This is a genomic window from Calothrix sp. FACHB-168 (assembly GCF_963889195.1).
GTDB classification, from domain to species: Bacteria; Cyanobacteriota; Cyanobacteriia; order Cyanobacteriales; family Nostocaceae; genus Aulosira; species Aulosira anomala_A.
Map to the genome: position 1 here is coordinate 1 of NZ_CAWPNJ010000067.1, position 21,627 is coordinate 21,627.

Here is a 21,627-nt window from a genome sequence, read left to right on the forward strand (position 1 = left end):
AGGGTGAACAGTTCTGCTCCAGTTTGCAGATTCCAGACTTTGAGGGTCTTGTCATCGGAAGCAGAAATCACCCGTTGACCATCGGCAGTAACGGCGATCGCATTTACCGAGCTACTATGACCTTTGAGGGTGAACAGTTTTGCTCCAGTTTGCAGATTCCAGATTTTGAGGGTGTTGTCATCGGAAGCAGAAATCACCCGTTGACCATCGGCAGTAACGGCGATCGCTCTTACCCAGTTACTATGACCCTTGAGGGTGAACAGTTCTGCTCCAGTTTGCAGATTCCAGACTTTGAGGGTCTTGTCATCGGAAGCAGAAATCACCCGTTGACCATCGGCAGTAACGGCGATCGCATTTACCGAGCTACTATGACCTTTGAGGGTGAACAGTTTTGCTCCAGTTTGCAGATTCCAGATTTTGAGGGTGTTGTCAGATGAACCAGAAATCACCCGTTGACCATCGGCAGTAACGGCGATCGCTCTTACCGAGTCACTATGACCACTGAGGGTGCGGATTAAGCGTCCCCCTGGTGGCGTTAAGCTTGGGGTTACGGGACGCAGCCAAGTATTAGTTATCTGTTGCTGAATTTGTTTTAATAATGCTTGAATTTCTTTTGGCATTTTCTCATGTAGTAACCTGCCGTGCAATTGACTCGCTAATTGCTGCTTATCTGTGACTAAAACATGGGCTGATAGTCTCAATGCATCTTGAAGCAATTTAAGAGTTTTGACTTTCTCAGATGTTTCAGCATTATCAATCAAATCATAATCTTCAATTAAAGACTGCACCCCAAACTCAGGATGATTAATTTTGGCATTAATGAAATTAAAATCAGTCAGGGTTTGGTAATACTTCTCTAAATTTCCTGAATTAACCAGATTATAAGGATACCTACCCAGATAAGCTTTGACTTCGTAAGACTTTTTAGATAAAGATTTATCAGTTGTTTCAACCATTTCATTTTATATTTTTCAATCTGTAGGTTGGGTTGAGGAACGAAACCCAACAACCAACAACTTTTTCCCTAACGCTAATGACCAAAAAAGAATTAAGGTGCGTTAGCCTGCGGCATAACACACCCTACATCTGACTAATTTTGCATATTCCTATCCCAATAATCAACAATGCGTTGATTTACCTCTGTAAATAGTTGTCGCTTGGCTTGCAATGCTCTTTGCGATTGGAGAAAATCTAAAAAACTGGCGTGATAGATGCTGTAACAATCATCTCCTTCTATATTCTGTTTTTTCAAATACTCTACCCAGTCATCTAAAACTTTTTGCACCTCAAACTCCTCTTTACCAGCAATCTTAGCAATCATTTCACAAGGTATGGGCGTGCCAATCTCCACTAAAATAAACAAAATAATTACTTTAATCTCTTCATCTTTCTTATTCATCCCCATCCTTGCCCAGTGGGTTTGATAATATTGCTGAAGACCATCTGGTAATTGCGTTAAACTCAAGTCATTATAAAAACCCCGCGCAATGGCTGGTAAAACATAGCGCAGATACATAAAGTTATTTTCACTTTTCTCTGCCACCTGCTCAATAAAAGTTTTATCAGCAATATTTCGTTCTTGCATCCACCTCCTCAAACCATCTTTCCACTCTGCGTCATGGTTGAGAATGAAGTGAATATATTCTTGAATATCATCACGGCTGAATTCAATATAATGATTTGCAGTTAAATCTAACTCTACTTGCTCGACACCTTCAGTATATAACCGCTTTTTACTGGGTTCATAGCGTCGCCTCGTGAGCAAAAAATAAACCTTATCTGGTAGAGTCTTAGGCAAATATAAAATATTTTCTCCGCCTGGTTCTTGTTCTACTTCATCCAAAGCGTCAACCACAATCACCAAGTTTTCACCAGCAGGAATTTTGCTACTAGCTTTAACTAACAAAGCTGATAAATCATCATTCTCAGCATTTTCTAACTGGTAGCGATTAATTAGCTGTTGACGAATACTTTTAAGAAATAATTCCGGGCGATTACGTCCATCTTGCAAGACATTAAAATAACAAATCGCTTTATTATCATCAACATACTTGGCTGCTATAGCACTTTTCCCCATCCCAGCATCACCGATTACGGTAAAATACCCCTTGGGATATTTTTTGAGGAAATCTACAAACTCTTTAAATACAAATTCCCGCCCACAAAACGAGCGAATCTTTTCTTTAATTAGTGGCTCAAACTCTGCTGGAATTGTTGATGATGCAACAGGGTTGGGAATTACTTTATTTATATCTGGTGGATAATAATTTTTCTTCAGGTAAGTTCGCAAAAGCTCAAACTTTCCTGCACCTTCTTGGTTAGCTAATGCAGGACAACTCTCGCGAAATTTATCATAAATAATTTTAAGTCTACTTTTGACGGTAGCTTCAGATATTTTTAATTCAGTTGCAAGTTTGACTTGGCTGATTTGGGCATTTTCATAAGGTAGTGCAGCCAATAAAGTCTCTTCTTGCTCTGGTGACAAGCCATGTTTACCCGCCTCTTGACGAAGAAAATCTTGCCAAGCCATGAATGTGATTCTCCGTTCAATTTAGCAAAAATTATAACTTATCTGTCGCTTATATTGCCTAATTTTCCCGATATATACCTTGAATAGACCTTGGTTATACCTCTCTTATATCTACTTTAATTAGACCTATATTTATACTTTCATCAAATTTCAGTCTTGCTAAATGATGACACGATAAAGGTGTGGATAAAAACCACCAGAAAATCTCAAACAAAAATAAAGATAGGTAATTATGAAAGTTAATTCTAGCAACAGAACACAAACAAACCAAAACATCAATGATGTAAAAAAGGAATTTATGCAAGAACTATTAAGACAGGCAAAATTAACCTTCAATTTAGCTTTGAGTGTCACCGCCGCTTCTGCCATGATGACTTTAGGCGGTGTAGGTTTGCTGTATTTCAACAAAGTATCCGAAGCCAGCCTCACAGCCGGAGGTGGCGCACTGGCTACTATCACCAGCATTCAATTCGCCAAGCAAACTAAAGAGGAACTATTAGAGATAATAGAACAAGCAGAGCAGTAAATTTACGGATAATTGCCCCATAATCCTTAAAATAACCTGAAAGTTGGAGCAATTATCTACTCATTTCGCCTTGCAAACGAGAACATTCTCGTTGAGAACAGGAAAGTTCTCGTTTGGAACAGGAACATTCTCGTTGAGAACATGAAACTTCGCCTTCCGAACAGGAACGTTCTCGTTGAGAACATGAAACTTCGCCTTCCGAACACCAACGTTCTCGTTTGGAATATGAAACTTCGCCTTCCGAACACCAACGTTCTCTTTCGGAACATGAAACTTCGCCTTCCGAACACCAACGTTCTCGTTTGGAATATGAAACTTCGCCTTCAAAACAGGAACATTCTCGTTTTAAACCTCAATTGTCATGTTCTAGGGGACTTCCAAGAAATAAATTATCCAATCTTGTGGGGTGGGCAGCGTTCGACTGAGCGCTCACGCCGAAGTCTTGCCCGCCTTTGACTATGGGCGGGCGAGACGCCCACCCCACAATAAATAGCTGTATATTTTTTTATTTGGAAGTCCCTAGACTCGAAGCGGCGAAAATGTTGGGTTACCCTGCGGGAAGCCGCTCCGCGTCTACGTTCCTCAACCCAACCTACACAGTTTTAGGTTTTTAACGCTAACTTTGAGTCAAAAAGGCAATGTCTACGATGGGATACGCCAATGCTGTTTTAAAATCCGAGAAAGTTTAGTCAAATATTTCCAGAAACTACCTTATTAATTATGATTGTGCCCTTCGACTTCGCTCAGGGCACAAGTTAGCAGTGTTAATTCTCTTGTTTAACGGCGCTTTCGTGCCATTTACCTAATATAAAATCTGATAAAGCACTCAAGCTGACAAAAATTAACACGCCTAACCCCGTTGTTAGTAATAATGCCGCAAACATCCGGGGAATTTGCAGGTTATAACTAGAAATTAAGATGCGATAAGCAATACCAGCTTTTGCGCCACCAGTTCCCGCGACGAATTCCGCGACAACTGCGCCAATTAAAGATAAACCACCGCTAATTTTTAATCCCCCTAAGAAGTATGGCATGGCACTGGGTAAGCGGAGATACCACAGGGTTTGCCAACGGGAGGCTTTGTAGAGTTGAAATAAGTTAAGTAAATTGCGGTCTACGCTGTTGAGTCCCAAGGTAGTGTTAGAGACGATGGGGAAAAAGGCGACTATCCAGGCGCAAACTACTAGGGCGGCGAAGGTATTGTTTTTGAACCAGAGAATAATTAAAGGCGCGATCGCAACAATGGGAGTTGTCTGTAAAATCACAGCATAGGGAAATAAGCTGCGTTCAATCCATTTGCTTTGGGTAAACAATATCGCTATCAGTAACCCGGATATCGCCGCCGCGATAAAGGCGACTACGGTAATTTGCAAGGTAACTAGTAAAGAAGCGAACAATTCCCGCCAATCGCTAATTAAGGTTTGCAATACTAAGATGGGGCCTGGAAGAATATAAGGCGGTAATTGTGTTACCCGCACCAAGATATCCCATAATACCAGGGCGAGAAACCCTACTAATACTGGTGCCCAAATATCAGGCGAGATAACTTTTGCTGGCGAGTTTTTTAACTTTGGGCGACGAGTAAACATTAATTTAATTACTAGCTGGAAAATGGGCATGGGGCATGGGGCATTGGGCAAGAGTCAAATAGAATTGCTATAGTCCATTGCGATCGCTAAAGCTTGAGAAACTTCGCGGCAATATTCCATATATACTGATGATGTGCGGAAAGAATCGTTACGGGGATAAGGTGCAGCAATTTCTATATCTGCGACTACTCGTCCGGGATTTGTCCCCATCACTAAAACGCGATTGGATAAATATACCGCTTCATAAATATTGTGGGTGACAAAAACTACCGTCCAACGCTGTTGATCCCATAAATCCAGTAAATCGCTGTTTAGCTTGCTGCGGGTGATTTCATCTAGAGCACCAAATGGTTCATCCATTAATAAAATATTTGGTTGGGTAACTAAAGCCCGCGCAATTGATACCCGCATTTTCATTCCCCCAGATAATTCGCGGGGGTAGCTATGGTGAAATTTCTCTAATCCTACCAATGCCAAAGTTTTCTCTACTAAACTCTCAGCATCTTTTACAGCTACCTTTGCCAACTTTAGCGGTAAACGGACATTTTCTTTCACATTCGCCCAAGGCATCAGTGCTGCATCTTGAAACACAAAAGCTAGTTTACGTGCTTGGGCAGGTAAACCCCAATCAATAGTACCAGAACTCATTTGTCCTAATCCGGCAATTAGTCGCAGAACTGTACTTTTACCACAGCCAGAAGGGCCGACTAAGCTGACAAATTGGGCTTCTGGGATAGCTAAATTTAAGTTTTCTAAGGCAACTGTGCCATTAGCGTAGATTTTGCTAATGTGGCTGAGTTTAATTACGGGAGGGTGATTCATTGTAAAAGGCAGAGGGCAGAGGGCAGAAGATAAAAACACATACCCTCATCATAAAATTTGCCCAGGGAAGAAACTAGTAGGGGCGGGGGTTTCCATTGGTGTCAACTTAACGCGAAACCCGCTTTGTTGCAAGGTTTTTGCCCTCACCCCCAACCCCTCTCCCACCGGGAGAGGGGAGCAAGAGATTTAATTCCCCTTCTCCCTTGGGAGAAGGGGTTAGGGGATGAGGGCGAGAGTTTTTGTACAACGCCCGCCCTGTATAGCTTTTAGTTTAAGTTGACACCAATGGGGGTTTTCCCGCCCCTACAATTGGGGATCATTTATAAATGACAAATGACAAATGACCAATGACAAATTATTTACCCTGATTGACAAACTGTAAGGTAAATGCATCTTGATAATTAACATTGGGCTGAGACAGTCCGGTATTTACCATGCTATCGAATAATGATTTCCAGCGTGCCTGTGTCATTGCGCCAATGCCTTGTTTTTCTGCGTCGCCTGACAAGATAATTCCCGATTCTTTGAGCTTTTCAATCCCATAAGCAATTTGCTCGTCAGTCATTTCGGGATTCTCTTGTTTGATTAATTGATTACCTGGTTGGGGATTTTCTAAGTAACTGTACCAACCTTTAATCGAAGCATCAACAAATCGCTTGACTAAATCGGGATTTTTGGCGACTAATTCTTTCTTGGTTTCAATTGTTGTGGCGTATGGTTCGTAACCATAATCTGCTAGTAAAAATACTAATGGTTTAAATCCACCTTGCTTTTCCACAGCAAAAGGTTCGGATGTAATGTAGCCTTGTTGGGCTGAGGTTTTATCTGCCAAAAATGGGGCAGGATTGAAATTATAGGGGCGTTTTTGTGCATCTGTAAAACCATACTTAGCTTTCAGAAAAGGCCAATAATTCAGGTTAGCGGCGGCTGAGACATAAATCGGTTTGCCTTTGAGGTCGGCAAGAGTTTTAATTGCTGTGTTGGGATGGGAAATAATACATTGGGGATCTTTTTGAAAAATTGCCGCTACCGTGATTTTGGGAATTCCTTGTGCTACGGCGTTTATGGCATCAATGCCATAACCCATGAAAAAATCTACTGCTCCTCCCATCAATAACTGGGTACCACTAGGTACTTGGGGGCCACCCATTTTAATTGTGACATCTAGCCCGTGGTTTTTGTAGATTCCCGTCGCGATCGCCTGGTAAAATCCGCCGTGTTCTGCTTGGGCAAGCCAATTTGTACCAAAGGTAACTTTATCTAACCCTGAACTTGTATTTGAAGCTGGATTGCTATTAGTACAAGCCGCAAGCAAACTGCTACTTATACCGATGCAACTGTACTGAAGAAACTGACGGCGACTAAGGCGAGAAATTGCAGTTGATGAGCATGGAGATTGATTCATGGAACAGGATAACGCTCCTTAATCTGTGGTATTTTAGCTGATTCTGAATGTACATTCTAAAATCAGCTTTTGGTTCACCACCGAATAAGGTTGAATTTTCAGCGCGTTTTGAAAAGCTTGGATAGCTTCGCGATATTTTCCCAGAGCGGCATAACATAATCCCATACCATGCAGTGCGCCAAAATGTACGGGATTTAAATTAATCACCATTTGGCAATCAGCTAAGGATCTTTGATAATCACCGATACTGTAGTAAAGAAAAGCACGACGATTCCATGCCTCAGCAAAATCTGGTTGTTCTTCTATTAGTTGGCTTAGGACTTTTTCAGCTTCCGTAGTTTCACCAGCATCAAGTAACTTCTGGCTGTTATCTATTTTCTCTAAGCCATAAATTCCCTTTTGCTGAAACCAAATCCGCCATAATTTCTTTGTGGCCTGTTCCCGAACTGTAGCGTCAGCATTTTTCAAATCTTCAAGTAAAGATCTGATCGATAAAGAATCCATAAATGTGATCTAGGTAATCGTATTTATATATCAACTTTCGCACAAAATTCTCTACTTAGGCATTTTTAAAGTTAACTTTAAATTCTCTTATTACAGTTGTAAATTACGCATTTTCCGTGTTGTATTTAAGTTGTATTCAGTAATACTATTAATACGGATTTAAACAAATAAATTCATCCAAAATTAGTCATTAGGACATCATATATTTACCAATAGTTGACAAAACCCTATTGACTAATACTTGATAAAAACAGCACAAAAAAAATTAATTAATTATGCCAAAGCAAAATAGCGGTTCCCGGCATATTGTTCTCACATCCCATCCCAATAGCGGTGGTACTAAGCCCATTCCGATTCATTGGGGAGCGAGTAATCCTCTGGAACGGGGGCCGATTATTGCGACTTTAACAAAGCAAGCACATAGAAATGTCATTGGCACTCACTCTGGTAGTTATGCGGTGTATCGCGCTTTAGCAGTAGCTAGCGGTGCTTTACAATCAGATCATCGGGCTGATTTAACGAATACAGCGCCAGTAACTCACATTGGCCCTCATCCGAGTTGGTTCGATGCTGATAAAATTGTTTCACTTGACCCCTTTGGGGCGGTAGGGAGTGAGGTATTTAGCTCTTATTACGCCCAAGGTTATGACATCCGCCCGACGATTGCGATTACCCAAGCGCATATTAATATGCCAGAACTGCAAGATGCGGTGGATAAAGGGCGCTTGCAGGTAGATGGCAAAATTATGAAGCCTGGCGGCGATTTGGTGGTGACAAAGGCGGCGATTGAGCCTGTATGGTATTTACCAGGAATTGCCAAGCGGTTTGGCATTAAAGAAACCGATTTACGCCGTGCTTTATTTGAGCAAACTGGGGGAATGTTCCCGGAATTGGTGACACGTTCTGATTTAGAGGTATTTTTGCCGCCAATTGGCGGTGTCACTGTTTATATTGTCGGTGATATTGATGCGATCGCCGATCCGAATAAACCTTTAGCAGTGCGGGTACATGATGAATGTAACGGTTCTGATGTGTTTGGTTCCGATATCTGTACCTGTCGTCCTTATTTAGTGCATGGAATTGAGGTTTGCGTGCAAACCGCCCAAGAAGGGGGTGTAGGAGTGATTGTCTATTGCCGTAAAGAAGGACGGGCTTTGGGAGAAGTTACCAAATTCCTAGTTTACAATGCCAGGAAGCGTCAAGAAGGAGGCGATCGCGCTGATGCCTATTTTGCCCGGACAGAATGCGTCGCGGGTGTGCAGGATATGCGCTTTCAAGAGTTAATGCCCGATGTATTGCATTGGTTAGGGATTACCCGAATTGACCGTATGGTATCCATGAGTAATATGAAATACAATGCCATCACCCAAGCGGGGATTGAAATTGTCGAAAGAGTACCTATCCCAGAAGATTTAATTCCCCAGGATGCGCGGGTAGAAATTGAGGCAAAAAAAGCGGCAGGATATTATACCACAGGCGAGGTATTAGACACAGAAAGTTTAGGAGAAGTAAAAGGGCGAGATTTGGAAAGTTAAAACAAATTGTAGAGACGCGATTCATCGCGTCTCCTGGATTAGGAGGTGAAAAGTGGAAATACGAACCGCCAAGACGCCAAGTACGCCAAGAGAGGAAGAGAAGTTAGTTGCATATATTCGTTCGCCGGCAGCGATTCGGGAACGGTGTGGAGAATTGTTTTCCTGGGTGTGTGAGGGGAAGTCAGAGAATTTTCTGTGCGATTTGAATCAGTTGGGAAGGGTGGCGGATTATGTGATGGAGGTGATACGGGGAGAATACCCGAATTTGGATGTTCCGTTTCACAGTCGCTGGCGACATTTTGAAGTTGGGGGTGTGGGGCGATTAGCTAGGTTAGATACGCTGTTGGCGGGGTTATCTCCAGAGGAAAAGGCGGCGGCGAAGTTTGATTTGGCGATTATTAGCGTGCTTTTAGATGCTGGTGCTGGGGATAGATGGCATTATCATGAGCAGGAAACTAATTTAAGGTTGGGGCGTTCGGAAGGGTTAGCGGTGGCGAGTTTCCAGATGTTTTGTCAAGGAAATTTTGCTAGTGATGGTTTACCCCAGGCTGATGCTTCTCGGTTACAACAATTAACTGAGGCGGAATTAGCAGCAGGGTTCCAGGTAACTGCTGATAATCCTTTGGTGGGGATTGGCGGAAGGTTGAATTTATTGCAAAAATTAGGACAAGTTTTACTGGCTTCCCCCCATTTATTTGGTGATACAAATCCTCGTCCGGGGAATTTGGTTACATATCTCTTGGGTAAGTCGGAGAATGGACAGTTAGCCGCGACAATTGTATTAAGTGCAGTGTTGGAAGGGTTAAGTGATATCTGGCCGGGTAGATTAGAGATAGCTGGGGTAAATTTAGGCGATGTTTGGGAACATCCAGCGATTAGTGATGATGGTTTAGTCCCTTTCCATAAATTATCTCAGTGGTTAACATATTCTTTGTTAGAACCATTGCAAGAACTTGGTTTGACAATTACTGGTTTGGATCGACTCACTGGTTTACCAGAATATCGTAATGGGGGATTATGTCTGGATTTGGGAGTGATAAGCGTGAAAAATCCAGAAATTTTACACACATCTCACTCGGTAGCATCAGCAGTTATAGTTGAATGGCGGGCTTTGACTGTGATTCTTTTAGATAGAATTGCGGCGACAGTCCGGGAAAAGTTGGGGATGAGTCCAGAGGAACTACCTTTAGTGAAAATCCTCCAAGGGGGAACATGGACAGCTGGACGCAAAATCGCCGCCGAACTCAGAACAGGTGGGATACCCCCCATACAAATAGAGAGTGATGGGACGGTATTCTAGCTTGAGGGCATTGGGCATGGGGCATTGGGCATTGGGCATTGGGAAAACAGATTTTCATACTTAGTTGTGAGATGTTCTCGTGATTGACTGATTGGGAAGATGGGAAAGGGGACAAGGAAACTGACTAATGACAAATGACTAATGACAAATGACAAATCAAGATTCGTAGGTTGGGTGCAGCGTAGCGTAACCCAACATTTTATACAATATTTGAAGCGTTGATTTTGAGCGTTGAATTAAGTATTTGGTTATTTAAATAATTTCTATTTTCTTGATATCATGTGTTGGGTTCCGCAAAGCCTCCACCCAACCTACGGGAGATTGCGATCGCACTGATAGTGATTTAGAGAATTCTTTAGTCTTGCCGACTAATCGACTGACCATTGGGCAGGATAATAGTTCCACCCCAAGCACAGTTAAGCTCGACCAAATTAGATCCTTTACAACTAGCGTCAGTCAAATCAACATCCTTCAACCCAGTATCTGTATCAATAACAACACCATCCAAAATAGCACTTCTCATAGTAGTTATACACAAGGAAGCCATGATAAAAGTAGCACCACGTAGGGAAGCTTTATTAAAATTAGATCCTTGGATAGTACTTTCTTCTCCACCGAAGATAGCCCCATCCAAAATGGCTTCGGTCAAGTTACAATCGATAATTCCACTGTCTTTAAAATTAGCTCCTCTCAACTTAGCTTTACTCAGGTTAGCTCCAATAAAAATAACTCCACTCAAGTTAGCTCCACTCAGGTTAGCTCCACTCAAGTCCGATCCACTCAAGTTAGCTCCACTCAAGTTAGCTCCACTCAAGTCAGCCTTAGTGAGGTTAATTTCCCTCAAGTTAGCGTTATCCAAAAAAACACCCCTGAGTCTGACTCCAGGAAAGTTTCTTTCCCCAGGAGCATAACGCTGCAACAACTCTTCAGCATCCATAATTTGCCTCCCGCTTCAAATAACACATATAAAGTACAGCTATTACCTTCAACGGTAGCTTCATCGACCCAGGTATCAAAGATACCCATACAATGACTTGGGACTTCGGCGATCGTTCCTCACCCCCCACTCACAATCGCCACCTTATGAGTACATTTAAGGTGGGGACTTCTGCGACACGTTAAAAAATGACAATTGACCAACAAAATCAAGTAACGCTTATTGAACATCCATTGATTCAGCATAAGTTAACGCTGATGCGGCGGGTGGAAACTAGTACAACAAAATTTCGGAATCTGGTGAAAGAAATTAGTTTGTTGTTGGCTTATGAGGTAACTAGGGATTTACCTCTGAAATACGAGGAAATTAAAACGCCACTCGCACCGATGAATGCGCCTGTGCTTGCACCTGATAAAAAGTTGGTGCTAGTTTCGATTATGCGGGCAGGACAGGGTATTTTAGATGGGATGCTGGAGTTAATGCCTTCAGCTAGGGTGGGACATGTGGGTTTATATCGCGACCCGAAAACCTTGATTCCCATAGAATATTATTTTAAAGTCCCCCATGATGTGGAACATCGAGACATGATTGTTGTTGATCCGATGTTAGCAACGGGGAATTCGGCTGTAGCGGCGGTAGAACGGTTAAAATCTACTAATCCTTTATCAATGAAGTTCGTCTGCTTACTTGCTGCACCGGAAGGAATTGAGCATTTTTGTGCGGTGCATCCAGATGTACCTTTATACACAGCCGCAATTGACGACCATTTAGACGAACATGGTTATATTATCCCCGGCTTGGGCGATGCAGGCGATCGCCTATTTGGAACTAAGTAAGCATAAAGACTCAATGCCCAATGCCCAATGCCCAATGCCCAATTATTTGTATGGATTACCTAAGGCTTTGGGCGGTGTAGATTTCCCTGCTAATCCAATTAATGCTAATAAAGCGATCGCATAAGGTAACATTACTAAAAATTGGTAGGGGATATTTGCACCTAAGGCTTGAATTCGCAGTTGCAAGGCTTCTGTAGCGCCAAATAGCATACAAGCTAAGGCACTATATATAGGATGCCATCTGCCAAATATTAAAGCTGCGATCGCAATAAATCCTTTACCTGCACTCATCCCCTCGGCAAAAAATCTGACTTGGACTAAAGTTAAATAAGCACCGCCTAAACTCGCTAGACAGCCGCTAATTATTACAGCAATATAACGGACTTTTTCTACTGATATTCCGGCTGTATCTGCTGCTTTGGGCGATTCGCCTACAGCCCGCAATGTTAAGCCAAAGCTGGTTTGATATAAAATATAGGTTGTTAGAAATACTAAAAATATTAGTAAATATACTAGGATATTTTGTTGAAAGAATAGCGAACCTAGCACGGGAATATTCGCTAAACCTGGAATGATAATTGCGGGAATTCCTGGTAATTGCTGTGTACTGCTACCGCTAAATACTAACCTGCCTAAAAATGATGTTAACCCAGCAGCGACGAGATTAATTGCTAGTCCAGAGACTAGTTGGTCAATGCGCAAAGTGATACATAAAATAGCATGGAGTAATCCCACCAAAGCACCAGCTAATAAGGCGGCTAGGATACCAAGCCAAGGGTTATTAGTGTAGAAAGTTGCAGCAGCGCTGGTAAAAGCACCTGTGAGTAACATTCCTTCTAGGGCGATGTTTAAGACTCCTGAGCGTTCGGAGTATAATCCGCCTAGAGCAGCGAATCCTAAAGGGATGGTGAGGCGTAAGGTTGCTATGAGGTAATCAGAGAAGAAGTTGAGATTGTTCATATCTGTTTTTAAACGCAAAGGTTCGCAAAGTTTTTTGGCGTTGCATAATTGTGGGATGATTTATCTCACGCAGAGGCGCAGAGACGCAGAGAGAATAAGGAGTGGAAAATTTCAATAGCTCAAAATTCATCCCCTAATTCAGCAATGCCAGTTTTTTTAGTGCGTTAACTGTTGGCGTGACTTTGCGTTTTTACTGTTATCTGTCTTTCTACTGCTAGGCTGATAGCTATGAATAATACTGTTAATCCTTGAATTGCATAAACTACTGTGACTGGCACGCCAGCACTACGCTGCATGACGTTTGCACCACTGCGCAGGGCGGCAAAAAATAAGGATGTGAGGATGACACCGAAGATGCTACCACGACTTAAAAAAGCGATCGCAATGGCGTCAAATCCATAACCTGGGGAAACTTGTTCAAATAAGCGGAATTTTAACCCCATTACTTCACAAATTCCAGCTAATCCTGCTAATCCTCCTGCTAATGCCATTACTAGCATAATTGTTCGTTCTACGGAGATGTGAGCATAACGGGTGGCTATTGGGTTTTGTCCTACGGCGGTGATTTGGTAACCTAAGGGCGATCGCTCTAACAATACCCACAATATCCCGGCGGCAAGTAATGATAATAAAATTCCTGCATGAGCTAGGCTTTGTGGTAATATAATCGCTAGGCGGGCGGTGTTGGCAATTAACGGCGAATAAGGGCTAGGCGCACCTGGAGCCATTAAAGGATTTTGCACGAGATAGCTAACTAAATTCACTGCAATATAGTTGAGTAATAAGGTGGTAATTACTTCGTTTACTCCCCGTATGGCTTTAAGATAACCAGGAATCCAACCCCAAACTGCACCAAACAGAAATCCAGCAAACAGTGCTAAGGGAATATGAATGAAAGCAGGTAATCCGGTTACATATAAACCAATTAAAGTACTGCCTAATGCACCTAAATAAATTTGTCCTTCGCCACCAATATTAAATTGTCCAGCCCGCAGTGCTACTAATACTCCTAAGCTGGTGAATAATAGCGGTGTCATTTTTGTGAGGGTGTTACCAAATCCAAAATAGGTAGAGAGGGATTCTTGAAATAAAGCTGTGTAGGCTGTGAGGGGATTCGCTCCAGCAACTAGGATGAGGATAGCACCGACAAGTAAAGCAGATGCGATCGCAATTAGCGGTGATAGGATTGGTAGCAGGAATTTCATGCCATTAATTGCGATTTTTAGCTTTGGAAAGAGGATGTTTTATCCATTTCATTAACTTGAATTGCTGAAATCTCATCAGCAGTTAAAGTCACTACCTTACCATCTTTCATAACACTAATTGATTGTCCAAGCTGGCGATGTCTTTCAATCGCGGCTGCAATTGCTGCTTTGACTCCAACATCAATTTTGCTAGATAGAAATTTTAATTCTTGATCTGGCATATTAGTCTCCTCTAATTTGATTCCAAATTGGATTTTCGTCACCTTCCTTCCCCAGCCATCAATAAACCAATCTCTGCTACCGTCGCTGTTGCTGCATCTAAAATAGCGACAAACTCACCTCTATAGATTACGGCAAGGCGATCGCTCATTGCCATGACTTCTTCTAATTCGGTGGAAATATACAAAATTGCGGCACCGCGATCGCGTTCTGCTAAAATTCGACTATGCACGGCTGCTGTTGCACCAACATCTAAGCCGCGTGTAGGTTGCATGGCGATAATTAACCCTGGTTCTCGCGCCAATTCTCGCGCTAATACTACTTTTTGCTGATTTCCTCCCGATAGCTGACTGACTTTGATATCTTTCCCTGTGGCGCGGATATCAAATTCTTCCATTGCAGCTTGGGCATGATGGGCGATCGCTTTTTGTTGTAACAGAAACCGACGACAAAAGGGCAAATAGTTAAAAGATTTTAAAATTAAGTTTTGGGCAATGCTAAATTGCATAATTAATCCCATTGTTTGTCTATCTTCTGGGATGTAACCAACTATGCAAGGTTGATGTGTAAACTTTATGTTACCTTGCTTTACTTTTCGTAACCCTGCTAACACATCAGCTAATTCTCTTTGTCCATTTCCATCGACACCCGCAACGCCCAAAATTTCACCTTTGCGCAGTTCAAAAGAGATGTTATTTACAGTTGTAATTCCTCTATCATCTGCAACTTGTAAGTTTTGTACTGTGAGGATAACTTCTCCTGAAGATATGGGGGGTTTATTTAATTGTAAATTTATTTCTTTTCCTACCATTAATGCTGCTAATTGCTGGGGTGTGGTAGATTTAGTTGCTGTTGTCTCTACTACTTTTCCCTGACGCAAAACTGTGACTGTATCGCAGAGGTTCATTACCTCGTCTAATTTATGACTGATAAAAATAATGGTATTACCTGCGGCTGCGAGTTGACGCAAGATAGCAATTAATGATTTTACTTCTGGTGGTGTTAATACTGCTGTTGGTTCATCGAGAATTAATAACTTAGCTTGGCGGTAAAGTACTTTGAGAATTTCTACTCGTTGTTGTATTCCTACGGGTAAATTCTCTACCTTCGCTGTCGGATCTATTTCTAATCCGTAAGCTTGGGATAATGCAGCGATTTCTTGGTGTTTCTGGCGCAAATTTAATCGCCAGCTTGGTTTTGTACCTAAAATAATATTTTCTGTGACAGTTAACTGCGGTACCAGCATGAAATGTTGATATATCGTACCAATACCTAATTTAATTGCTTGATGAGGCGAAGTGATTGTAATTGCTTGTTCTGCAAGATAAATTTTTCCTGCATCTGGCTGGTAAAGTCCGCTAATGATATTCATTAAGGTACTCTTACCTGCACCATTTTCGCCCAGAATGGCATGAATAGTTCCAGATTTAACATCGAGGCTAATAGCCTCATTAGCAATAAAGGAACCAAAGCGTTTAGTAATATTTTCTAAGCGTAAATAGTTCATGTAAATAAAAATAATCCACATATTGTAGGGTGTGTTGTCGCGTAGCGCAACGCACCAAAACAACATTAATTAATAAACTTATTCTGCTACTTTTTTGACGCAGCGTGTATCTTTACCAGCTTCTTGACAATCTGTAAAAATAATTCTCTTCTCAACAATATCGTCTTTAACATTTAATACTTGTTCCTGTACTGCTTCGGGTACAGTCTTTCCAAATTTTCCTAAAAATAAAATATCTGCTCTTTCTAAACCAATTGTATATATTTGTCCTTTAATTTGTTTTTTCTGAACTAAATCTGCCAAATAAGCTATGGCTAAATTTAAGCGTTTAACTGCACTTGTTAACACAGCTTTTGGTGCTATATCTAATTGATCGTTGGTATTGCCAAAAGCATATACTCCCTTGTCGCTAGCAGTTTGTAAAACAACAGCCGAGGCATTATCTAACCATTGATAGATGACATCAGCACCGGAAGAAATAATTGCTAAAGTCGCTTCTTTCGCTTTGGCGACATCATTCCAATCACCTGTGAAAGTAGAGGTAACTTGAATATTTGGTTTCACTGATTTTGCGCCTAATTCAAATCCTCTCAATTCTCCTTCGGTTGCTGGAAATTTCTCGCCTGCAATATAAGCTAGTTTATTCGATTTAGTCATGGAAGCGCCGATAATTCCACATAAATAACTGGCTTGTAAATGATCTATTCTTAATGAGGCAATATTTTCGGCTTTAAGATTACCATTTACCCCCACAAAAAAAGTTTTAGGAAATTGTGGCGCGATTTGTTCGATTGCGGCATCAAATTGTCCGCCATGGGCAAAGATAAGATTGTAGCCTTTACGCGCAAAATCTGTGAGAACTTCTGTTTGATCCGCTTGCGCTACCTTTTCTACATAGGCGATTTCTGCATTTAGCTTTTGCTTGGCGAGGGTGACTCCTTCATAGCCAGATTGATTCCAAGCTTTATCGGTAATGATTCCAGGAAGTGCGATCGCTATTTTAAACCCTGAAGTACCACCCCCTGCTGTGGTTGTGGTTTTTGCTGTTGGTGTGGTTTGGTTACTACTACAAGCTTTTAGCATTAAGCTAGTACCTAACGCTGCGGAACTAAACAGGATAAATTGACGCCGATTCAAGTCTTTTTTCATAACTCGCCTTTTGCTAGATACCGATTTTACTTATAGCAATCCTATATGAGTTGTGAAAATATTTTTTTAATGAACCGCCCTTCGGGTTCAGCAGTGACGCTCGAAGACTCGCTAACGCTGCGCTAACGCAATCGACGCAAAGCGCCAAGACTGCGACTGCTTCACCAAGTACGCCAAGTACGCCAAGGATAAGAGAACAAGCTGAGAGATTGCAAATTTCACCAATTATATAGAATTGCTATATCTCAACACTCTAAAGTCGCGAGTGCGATTTTGGAAGCATTTTCGCAAATTTTCTCACTGGAGAGTGAAGACAGAATTAGATTAGCCAATAAAACTAAAGAAATGTCACTAAATTAAGAATTAGGTGAATCTCATGTACAAAAATAAAGAACTTTGGCGTGTCATCCTGGCGATATCAATAATTATTGTGGGTGTGACGCATTTTGTTTTCCCTCAACCTTTCGTTAAAATTATGCCGCCACAACTGCCATATCCGTTAGGATTAGTTTATCTCAGTGGCTTTTATGAAATTTTAGGCGGTATCGGCTTATTAGTTCCCCCTGTGAGTCAAGCTGCTGCTTGGGGATTAATTTTGCTATTTATTGCGGTTTTTCCGGCGAATATCAATATGGCAGTCAATCATATTAAGATTGAAACCATACCTTATTCAGATTCACCTTGGGTACAAGCGATTCGCCTTCCCTTTCAAGCAGTGTTTATTGCTTGGGCTTGGTGGTATACTCAACCTTCAGATAAAGAAAAGCAAGCGTCGATAATTCCTAAATCCTTAATTCCTCAAGAATTAGATTGGTAATTTCATAAATATTATGAGTACATCACAAACCATACAACAATTGCAGGCGAAATTAATTACACCAGAAAACTTTCAACCTTTCGGACAGGTGATTTTTCCTAGTGATGATGGTAAAGCTTTTGATGCGGAAGATGCGCAATTAAATCTGCAAAATGGTACGCCGAGATTTTATATTATGCGCTTGCATTGTAACGGGCGCAAATTTCATAAAATTACCCGCCACGTGCAATGTACTCAATGTTTAGGTTCTTTAGCTGGGAAAGATTGGTTAATGGGAGTTTGCCCGCCTCATAATGAATTAGATGTACCAGTGTTAGCAGAAATTGCGGCTTTTCGCATTCCTGGAAATTGTTTTATTAAATTAAATGTCGGTACTTGGCACGCTGGCCCTTATTTTGATCATGAGTTTGTTGATTTTTATAATTTAGAATTGAGCGATACCAATGTTATAGATCATTTTACTCATGATTTTTTTCAGAGTCATCAATTAAAGTTTGAGATGCTTTAGGTGTTTTTTCTATTTGATGCACAAGGTTGCGATCGCAAATTCGGTAAATTTTGATGTACTTACACGGATTTATAGTACAATTGAACTATAATAAATGCGACGTTGTCTATAGCCTGCCTTGAGCAGTTTAAAACTATGACTAATGTATTTCAACAGCATGGTGCTTTTAGTTGGTGTGAGTTAATGACAACTAACACCACCGCAGCAAAAGAATTTTACAGCCGACTCTTTGGTTGGACAATGGAAGATAAACCAATCCCAGAAGGAGTTTACACGGTTCTCTCAGCAGCGCGTCAACAAGTGGGTGGATTGATGAAAATGCCAGATGAGATGTCTGCAATCCCGCCACACTGGGGTGTATATGTTACAGTTCAAGATGTTGATACTACTGCCAAGCAAGTAGAAGAATTGGGAGGAAAAGTTTGCCTTGCACCGATGGATATTCCTGATGTTGGCAGATTTGCGATGATTCAAGACCCGCAAGGTGCTACATTGTCAATTATTAGCTATGGCTTGATGGCGTAAATAATTATACAAAATTGATTTACTAGCCATCAAGATGCGATCGCATTACTGACTATTAGATTACAGCAGTATTCATGCATTTGAACCACAATCGTAGTAGGGGCACGGCGTCCACAATCTTCTCGTATATACAATAATCTTACTGGTGCCGTGCCCCTACAGTGTGGTCTATTTACCTGAAAATTGCTGTAATATAACTGGGTGATGCGATCGCATTACAATCGCGGATCTACTGGTTAGCTTTCTCATGCTAAAATCCCAAAAACGCATTGATGGATGCGGCGTAGGATATTTTTAGATATTCGGTGCGTTGCGCTGCGCGACAACACACCCTACATTTATTTATGAATATAATTATGAGATTAATTCAGCGATAAATTGGCTGTATTCATCTTTCATTTTTAAATCTAAATCGCGTTTAAGGCGTCTTCTTGTTGCTGGAACAATTTCACTTTTAAGCGGGTTAAATCCTTGCTTTTCGTAAGTTTCCCAATATAGCCCAATACCGCGTTTATGCCAATTAGGAATTTGATTAAAATTAATTCCATGTTGGAATAACAATTCGTTTTTCTCAGCTACAGATAAACCTTTCATCATGCTGGTTGCTTGAGTGGCGTTTTTTCCTTCTTTACGCAAACACCAATAACAATGAGCATTTAAAGCGTTTCTGTGGGCGTCTTCACTCCGCCAGCGAAAATAATTGACTACTTCTGTGGAATTGGGAAGCTGAGAAATGCGACAATCAAAGCAGCCTAAAGAACCTAACATTAAAGAAAATTTGGCGCTAGCTTCACTGGCTAAAACTGAGTTGAGTTTTCTTAATTTTCGCCCGAAGGTATTTTCATTGTAAGCAAACAACAAAGATATTTCATCACTTTGGGTATAACCATAAGTGATATCAATCCCGCAATTCATTAAATGTTCGACAGTTTCTAACATTAAATCGCGAAAGCGGATATCAAAAGGCGCTTCAAATTGATGAACTTCTTTTGTGAGTCTTGTAAAACCTCTACCATCTAATCTTGCTACAATATAAATTCCTGGCAACACACAATGATCGTGTGCTGTTTCAAATATCCGCATTCTACTATCCAGTTCATCAAATTTCATGCTGCCACTCCTCTACAATAAATGAATAATTTAATTCGGATTTGACTGTGTAAATTGCATCAAATCCTTCTGCCCATATAGGTAAAACTAACTTTTTATAAGTTGCTAATAATCCGACTAAAGGCACAATTTGCTTAGGTTGTCTTTGATTATTTCGCTGTTTGCAATCTTCTAATGCAGCCTGAAAGTAGTAACCGACGATTTTAAAACTTTGAGCTTTGGCTGGAGTAATATAACGCTGTCTCTCTTCAATAGTAGGATTAGTATTATCTACCACGAAAGGTTGTTTACCTGCTAAACAAGCTTGAAGAAAAATTTGCTCTCGATGGCGGGTTTTGAGCATATCTAGGTTAATGCGAATGTGGGTGTTAAAGAAGTTTTTTTGATAAAAAGTCGATTTACCTACGCCTTGAATACCGATAAAAATTATTGCTTCCATTGATAATTATTTAATTTCACGCAGAGACGCAGCGAAAAGTCTGAGCGCCGGCTTCCGGCGAACAGAACTTTTCAAGACAGAGACGCAGAGAGGAAGAGATGCTGTCTTCAGGTATGGGAGTTTGTGCTAGTTGTGGTTTATTTCGCTAAACTTAAAAATGAAGAAGCTACATATTTTTCTAGCCTAGCACCCTTTCCCCGCACTAACTTCACCGGATCGACATCCAACAGTAACGCCGCAGTACAGGGTTCTGGGTGTTTATGGAGTAAAAAACCTAACTCCGTTGCTGGGGAATCTGTGGTGGCGATCGTTAGTAGCATTCACTTATGTATAATTCTAAACAAGGGGACTAAGTTATTAATACTGTTTCCGACTCAGCGATTACGGAAAAAATAGTCTTGTTGTAGCAGAATGTAAAGTTAGTAATTGTATTAATTTTTTGCCATATGTGACCAAAATATGTATTTACCAGGAAATAGGCATTACATATTTAGTATATGAACGTATTACATCAAAAAGCAAAGGAAAATATCTATAATCATCATATATTCATCTAACAATGGGAAAGTTTATACTATTTTTAAAGCTAATTTGCTATAACTATACTGGTTACATTGTTTTTAATAAAACTGCGCCAACTTCCCTTAATCTCTATCCTTGGCGCACTTTGCGTTTTTGGCGGTTCAGTTTGATTTATTTATTGAGAACGTAACAATGAAATTTTCCATCTTATTCTTTTTAGTTATCATCAGTGCGATCGCAGGTACAAAAACAGCCTCTGCTCAACAACAAAATCTCTTTCTGACACCAGTAGAAAATCATCAGATTGGCGTCACAGAATCAACAATACAAGACACTAATCAAGCAGCTAATTTAGCAACAGAAGCAGCCACCATTGATAGTAAGTGGCAAAATGTCATCATTCAACCTACTAATAGTTTGCTACCAACTAACAATAGAATTTCCATCATCCAGCAACAAGGATGTCAAAAAATGAATCCTTTAGAGTTCCTAGAAAATCCTGGTGCTGCATTTGAAAAATGTCAGGAACTCAACAACAATCAAACCCCTCCCCCCAGAAGCAGCGAACCAATTGAATATTTAAAAGTCCCGAAATTAGATTCTGGAATTAGCGTCACTGTCACGCAATTCTAAAGGGAAGGAGCAAAATTGTAGAGACGCGATTCATCGCGTCTCTGACAAA

22 protein-coding genes and 2 pseudogenes are annotated in these 21,627 nt (G+C 40.9%); 8 read left to right on the forward strand and 16 right to left on the reverse strand.

Annotated elements, in window-relative coordinates; translation table 11 throughout:
• Together AACW45_RS32270 and AACW45_RS32275 are read right to left on the reverse strand one after the other, a co-directional pair.
• Positions 1-956, reverse strand: a pseudogene (locus AACW45_RS32270) (hypothetical protein); the annotation flags it as partial.
• A gap of 134 nt (positions 957-1,090) precedes the next feature.
• The gene (locus AACW45_RS32275; protein WP_242045804.1) at positions 1,091-2,530 is read right to left on the reverse strand and encodes a transcriptional regulator; all 1,440 of its coding nucleotides are present in this window, start codon (positions 2,528-2,530) and stop codon (positions 1,091-1,093) included.
• Between the two features lie 232 nt (positions 2,531-2,762).
• Between AACW45_RS32275 and AACW45_RS32280 the strand changes: the two genes are divergently transcribed.
• Entirely contained in the window at positions 2,763-3,056 is a 294-nt protein-coding gene (locus AACW45_RS32280; RefSeq protein WP_190637130.1) for a TRADD-N-associated membrane domain-containing protein, read from the forward strand.
• A gap of 764 nt (positions 3,057-3,820) precedes the next feature.
• Here AACW45_RS32280 and AACW45_RS32285 read toward each other — a convergent pair.
• From AACW45_RS32285 to AACW45_RS32300, 4 genes are all read right to left on the reverse strand, one after another.
• Positions 3,821-4,675, reverse strand: a complete 855-nt coding sequence (locus AACW45_RS32285; protein WP_242045805.1) for an ABC transporter permease — start codon at positions 4,673-4,675, stop codon at positions 3,821-3,823.
• A 24-nt stretch (positions 4,676-4,699) separates the two neighbouring features.
• Positions 4,700-5,467 (reverse strand): ABC transporter ATP-binding protein, encoded by a 768-nt coding sequence (locus tag AACW45_RS32290; protein WP_190637131.1) that lies wholly within the window; start codon positions 5,465-5,467, stop codon positions 4,700-4,702.
• A gap of 355 nt (positions 5,468-5,822) precedes the next feature.
• Positions 5,823-6,872, reverse strand: coding sequence for an ABC transporter substrate-binding protein (locus AACW45_RS32295; RefSeq protein WP_190637133.1), 1,050 nt, complete (start codon positions 6,870-6,872; stop codon positions 5,823-5,825).
• Positions 6,873-6,905: 33 nt separating this feature from the next.
• Positions 6,906-7,376, reverse strand: coding sequence for a tetratricopeptide repeat protein (locus tag AACW45_RS32300; protein WP_096643428.1), 471 nt, complete (start codon positions 7,374-7,376; stop codon positions 6,906-6,908).
• A 275-nt stretch (positions 7,377-7,651) separates the two neighbouring features.
• Between AACW45_RS32300 and AACW45_RS32305 the strand changes: the two genes are divergently transcribed.
• Both AACW45_RS32305 and AACW45_RS32310 read left to right on the forward strand, forming a co-directional pair.
• On the forward strand, positions 7,652-8,911 hold the full coding sequence (locus AACW45_RS32305) for a GTP cyclohydrolase II (RefSeq protein WP_190637135.1): 1,260 nt from the start codon (positions 7,652-7,654) through the stop codon (positions 8,909-8,911).
• A 52-nt stretch (positions 8,912-8,963) separates the two neighbouring features.
• The gene (locus tag AACW45_RS32310; protein WP_190637137.1) at positions 8,964-10,211 is read left to right on the forward strand and encodes a URC4/urg3 family protein; all 1,248 of its coding nucleotides are present in this window, start codon (positions 8,964-8,966) and stop codon (positions 10,209-10,211) included.
• A gap of 252 nt (positions 10,212-10,463) precedes the next feature.
• Here the strand turns inward: AACW45_RS32310 and AACW45_RS32315 are convergent, their stop codons facing one another.
• Positions 10,464-10,595, reverse strand: a complete 132-nt coding sequence (locus AACW45_RS32315) for a hypothetical protein (protein ID WP_277880454.1) — start codon at positions 10,593-10,595, stop codon at positions 10,464-10,466.
• The gene (locus AACW45_RS32320) at positions 10,567-11,148 is read right to left on the reverse strand and encodes a pentapeptide repeat-containing protein (protein WP_190637139.1); all 582 of its coding nucleotides are present in this window, start codon (positions 11,146-11,148) and stop codon (positions 10,567-10,569) included. Before AACW45_RS32320 ends, AACW45_RS32315 begins: the two co-directional genes overlap by 29 nt.
• A 188-nt stretch (positions 11,149-11,336) precedes the next feature.
• Here AACW45_RS32320 and upp point away from each other — a divergent pair, with 188 nt between their 5' ends.
• Positions 11,337-11,984 carry a uracil phosphoribosyltransferase gene (gene upp, locus AACW45_RS32325; RefSeq protein ID WP_190637141.1) on the forward strand — a complete coding sequence of 216 codons (648 nt, stop codon included), beginning with the start codon at positions 11,337-11,339 and terminating at the stop codon, positions 11,982-11,984.
• A gap of 42 nt (positions 11,985-12,026) precedes the next feature.
• Here the strand turns inward: upp and AACW45_RS32330 are convergent, their stop codons facing one another.
• The 5 genes from AACW45_RS32330 to AACW45_RS32350 all read right to left on the reverse strand — a co-directional run bounded on the left by AACW45_RS32330 (position 12,027) and on the right by AACW45_RS32350 (position 17,024).
• Positions 12,027-12,944, reverse strand: a complete 918-nt coding sequence (locus AACW45_RS32330) for an ABC transporter permease (RefSeq protein WP_190637143.1) — start codon at positions 12,942-12,944, stop codon at positions 12,027-12,029.
• Positions 12,945-13,108: 164 nt separating this feature from the next.
• Positions 13,109-14,149, reverse strand: a complete 1,041-nt coding sequence (locus AACW45_RS32335; protein WP_190637145.1) for an ABC transporter permease — start codon at positions 14,147-14,149, stop codon at positions 13,109-13,111.
• A 17-nt stretch (positions 14,150-14,166) separates the two neighbouring features.
• Positions 14,167-14,370, reverse strand: a complete 204-nt coding sequence (locus tag AACW45_RS32340) for a hypothetical protein (RefSeq protein WP_190637147.1) — start codon at positions 14,368-14,370, stop codon at positions 14,167-14,169.
• Between the two features lie 38 nt (positions 14,371-14,408).
• Positions 14,409-15,875 carry an ABC transporter ATP-binding protein gene (locus tag AACW45_RS32345; RefSeq protein WP_190637148.1) on the reverse strand — a complete coding sequence of 489 codons (1,467 nt, stop codon included), beginning with the start codon at positions 15,873-15,875 and terminating at the stop codon, positions 14,409-14,411.
• A gap of 78 nt (positions 15,876-15,953) precedes the next feature.
• On the reverse strand, positions 15,954-17,024 hold the full coding sequence (locus AACW45_RS32350; RefSeq protein ID WP_190637150.1) for a BMP family protein: 1,071 nt from the start codon (positions 17,022-17,024) through the stop codon (positions 15,954-15,956).
• 376 nt (positions 17,025-17,400) lie between these two features.
• On the opposite strand from AACW45_RS32350, the gene AACW45_RS32355 reads away from it, so the two are divergent.
• The 3 genes from AACW45_RS32355 to AACW45_RS32365 all read left to right on the forward strand — a co-directional run bounded on the left by AACW45_RS32355 (position 17,401) and on the right by AACW45_RS32365 (position 18,874).
• Complete coding sequence (locus AACW45_RS32355; RefSeq protein ID WP_190637152.1) at positions 17,401-17,841, forward strand: DoxX family protein; 441 nt, start codon at positions 17,401-17,403, stop codon at positions 17,839-17,841.
• Positions 17,842-17,854: 13 nt separating this feature from the next.
• Positions 17,855-18,349 (forward strand): ureidoglycolate lyase, encoded by a 495-nt coding sequence (locus tag AACW45_RS32360; protein ID WP_190637154.1) that lies wholly within the window; start codon positions 17,855-17,857, stop codon positions 18,347-18,349.
• A 135-nt stretch (positions 18,350-18,484) separates the two neighbouring features.
• Positions 18,485-18,874 carry a VOC family protein gene (locus tag AACW45_RS32365; protein ID WP_190637157.1) on the forward strand — a complete coding sequence of 130 codons (390 nt, stop codon included), beginning with the start codon at positions 18,485-18,487 and terminating at the stop codon, positions 18,872-18,874.
• A 354-nt stretch (positions 18,875-19,228) separates the two neighbouring features.
• Here the strand turns inward: AACW45_RS32365 and AACW45_RS32370 are convergent, their stop codons facing one another.
• The 3 genes and pseudogenes from AACW45_RS32370 to AACW45_RS32380 all read right to left on the reverse strand — a co-directional run.
• Positions 19,229-19,984: a tRNA(His) guanylyltransferase Thg1 family protein gene (locus AACW45_RS32370; protein WP_190637159.1), complete on the reverse strand. Its 756-nt coding sequence runs from the start codon at positions 19,982-19,984 to the stop codon at positions 19,229-19,231.
• A complete protein-coding gene (locus tag AACW45_RS32375; RefSeq protein WP_190637162.1) occupies positions 19,974-20,423 on the reverse strand; it encodes an ATP-binding protein in 450 nt (149 codons plus the stop codon). Before AACW45_RS32375 ends, AACW45_RS32370 begins: the two co-directional genes overlap by 11 nt.
• A gap of 109 nt (positions 20,424-20,532) precedes the next feature.
• Positions 20,533-20,743: pseudogene (locus AACW45_RS32380) on the reverse strand (3' terminal RNA ribose 2'-O-methyltransferase Hen1); the annotation flags it as partial.
• A gap of 394 nt (positions 20,744-21,137) precedes the next feature.
• Here AACW45_RS32380 and AACW45_RS32385 point away from each other — a divergent pair.
• A complete protein-coding gene (locus AACW45_RS32385) occupies positions 21,138-21,578 on the forward strand; it encodes a hypothetical protein (RefSeq protein WP_096643446.1) in 441 nt (146 codons plus the stop codon).
• Positions 21,579-21,627 lie beyond the last annotated feature (49 nt).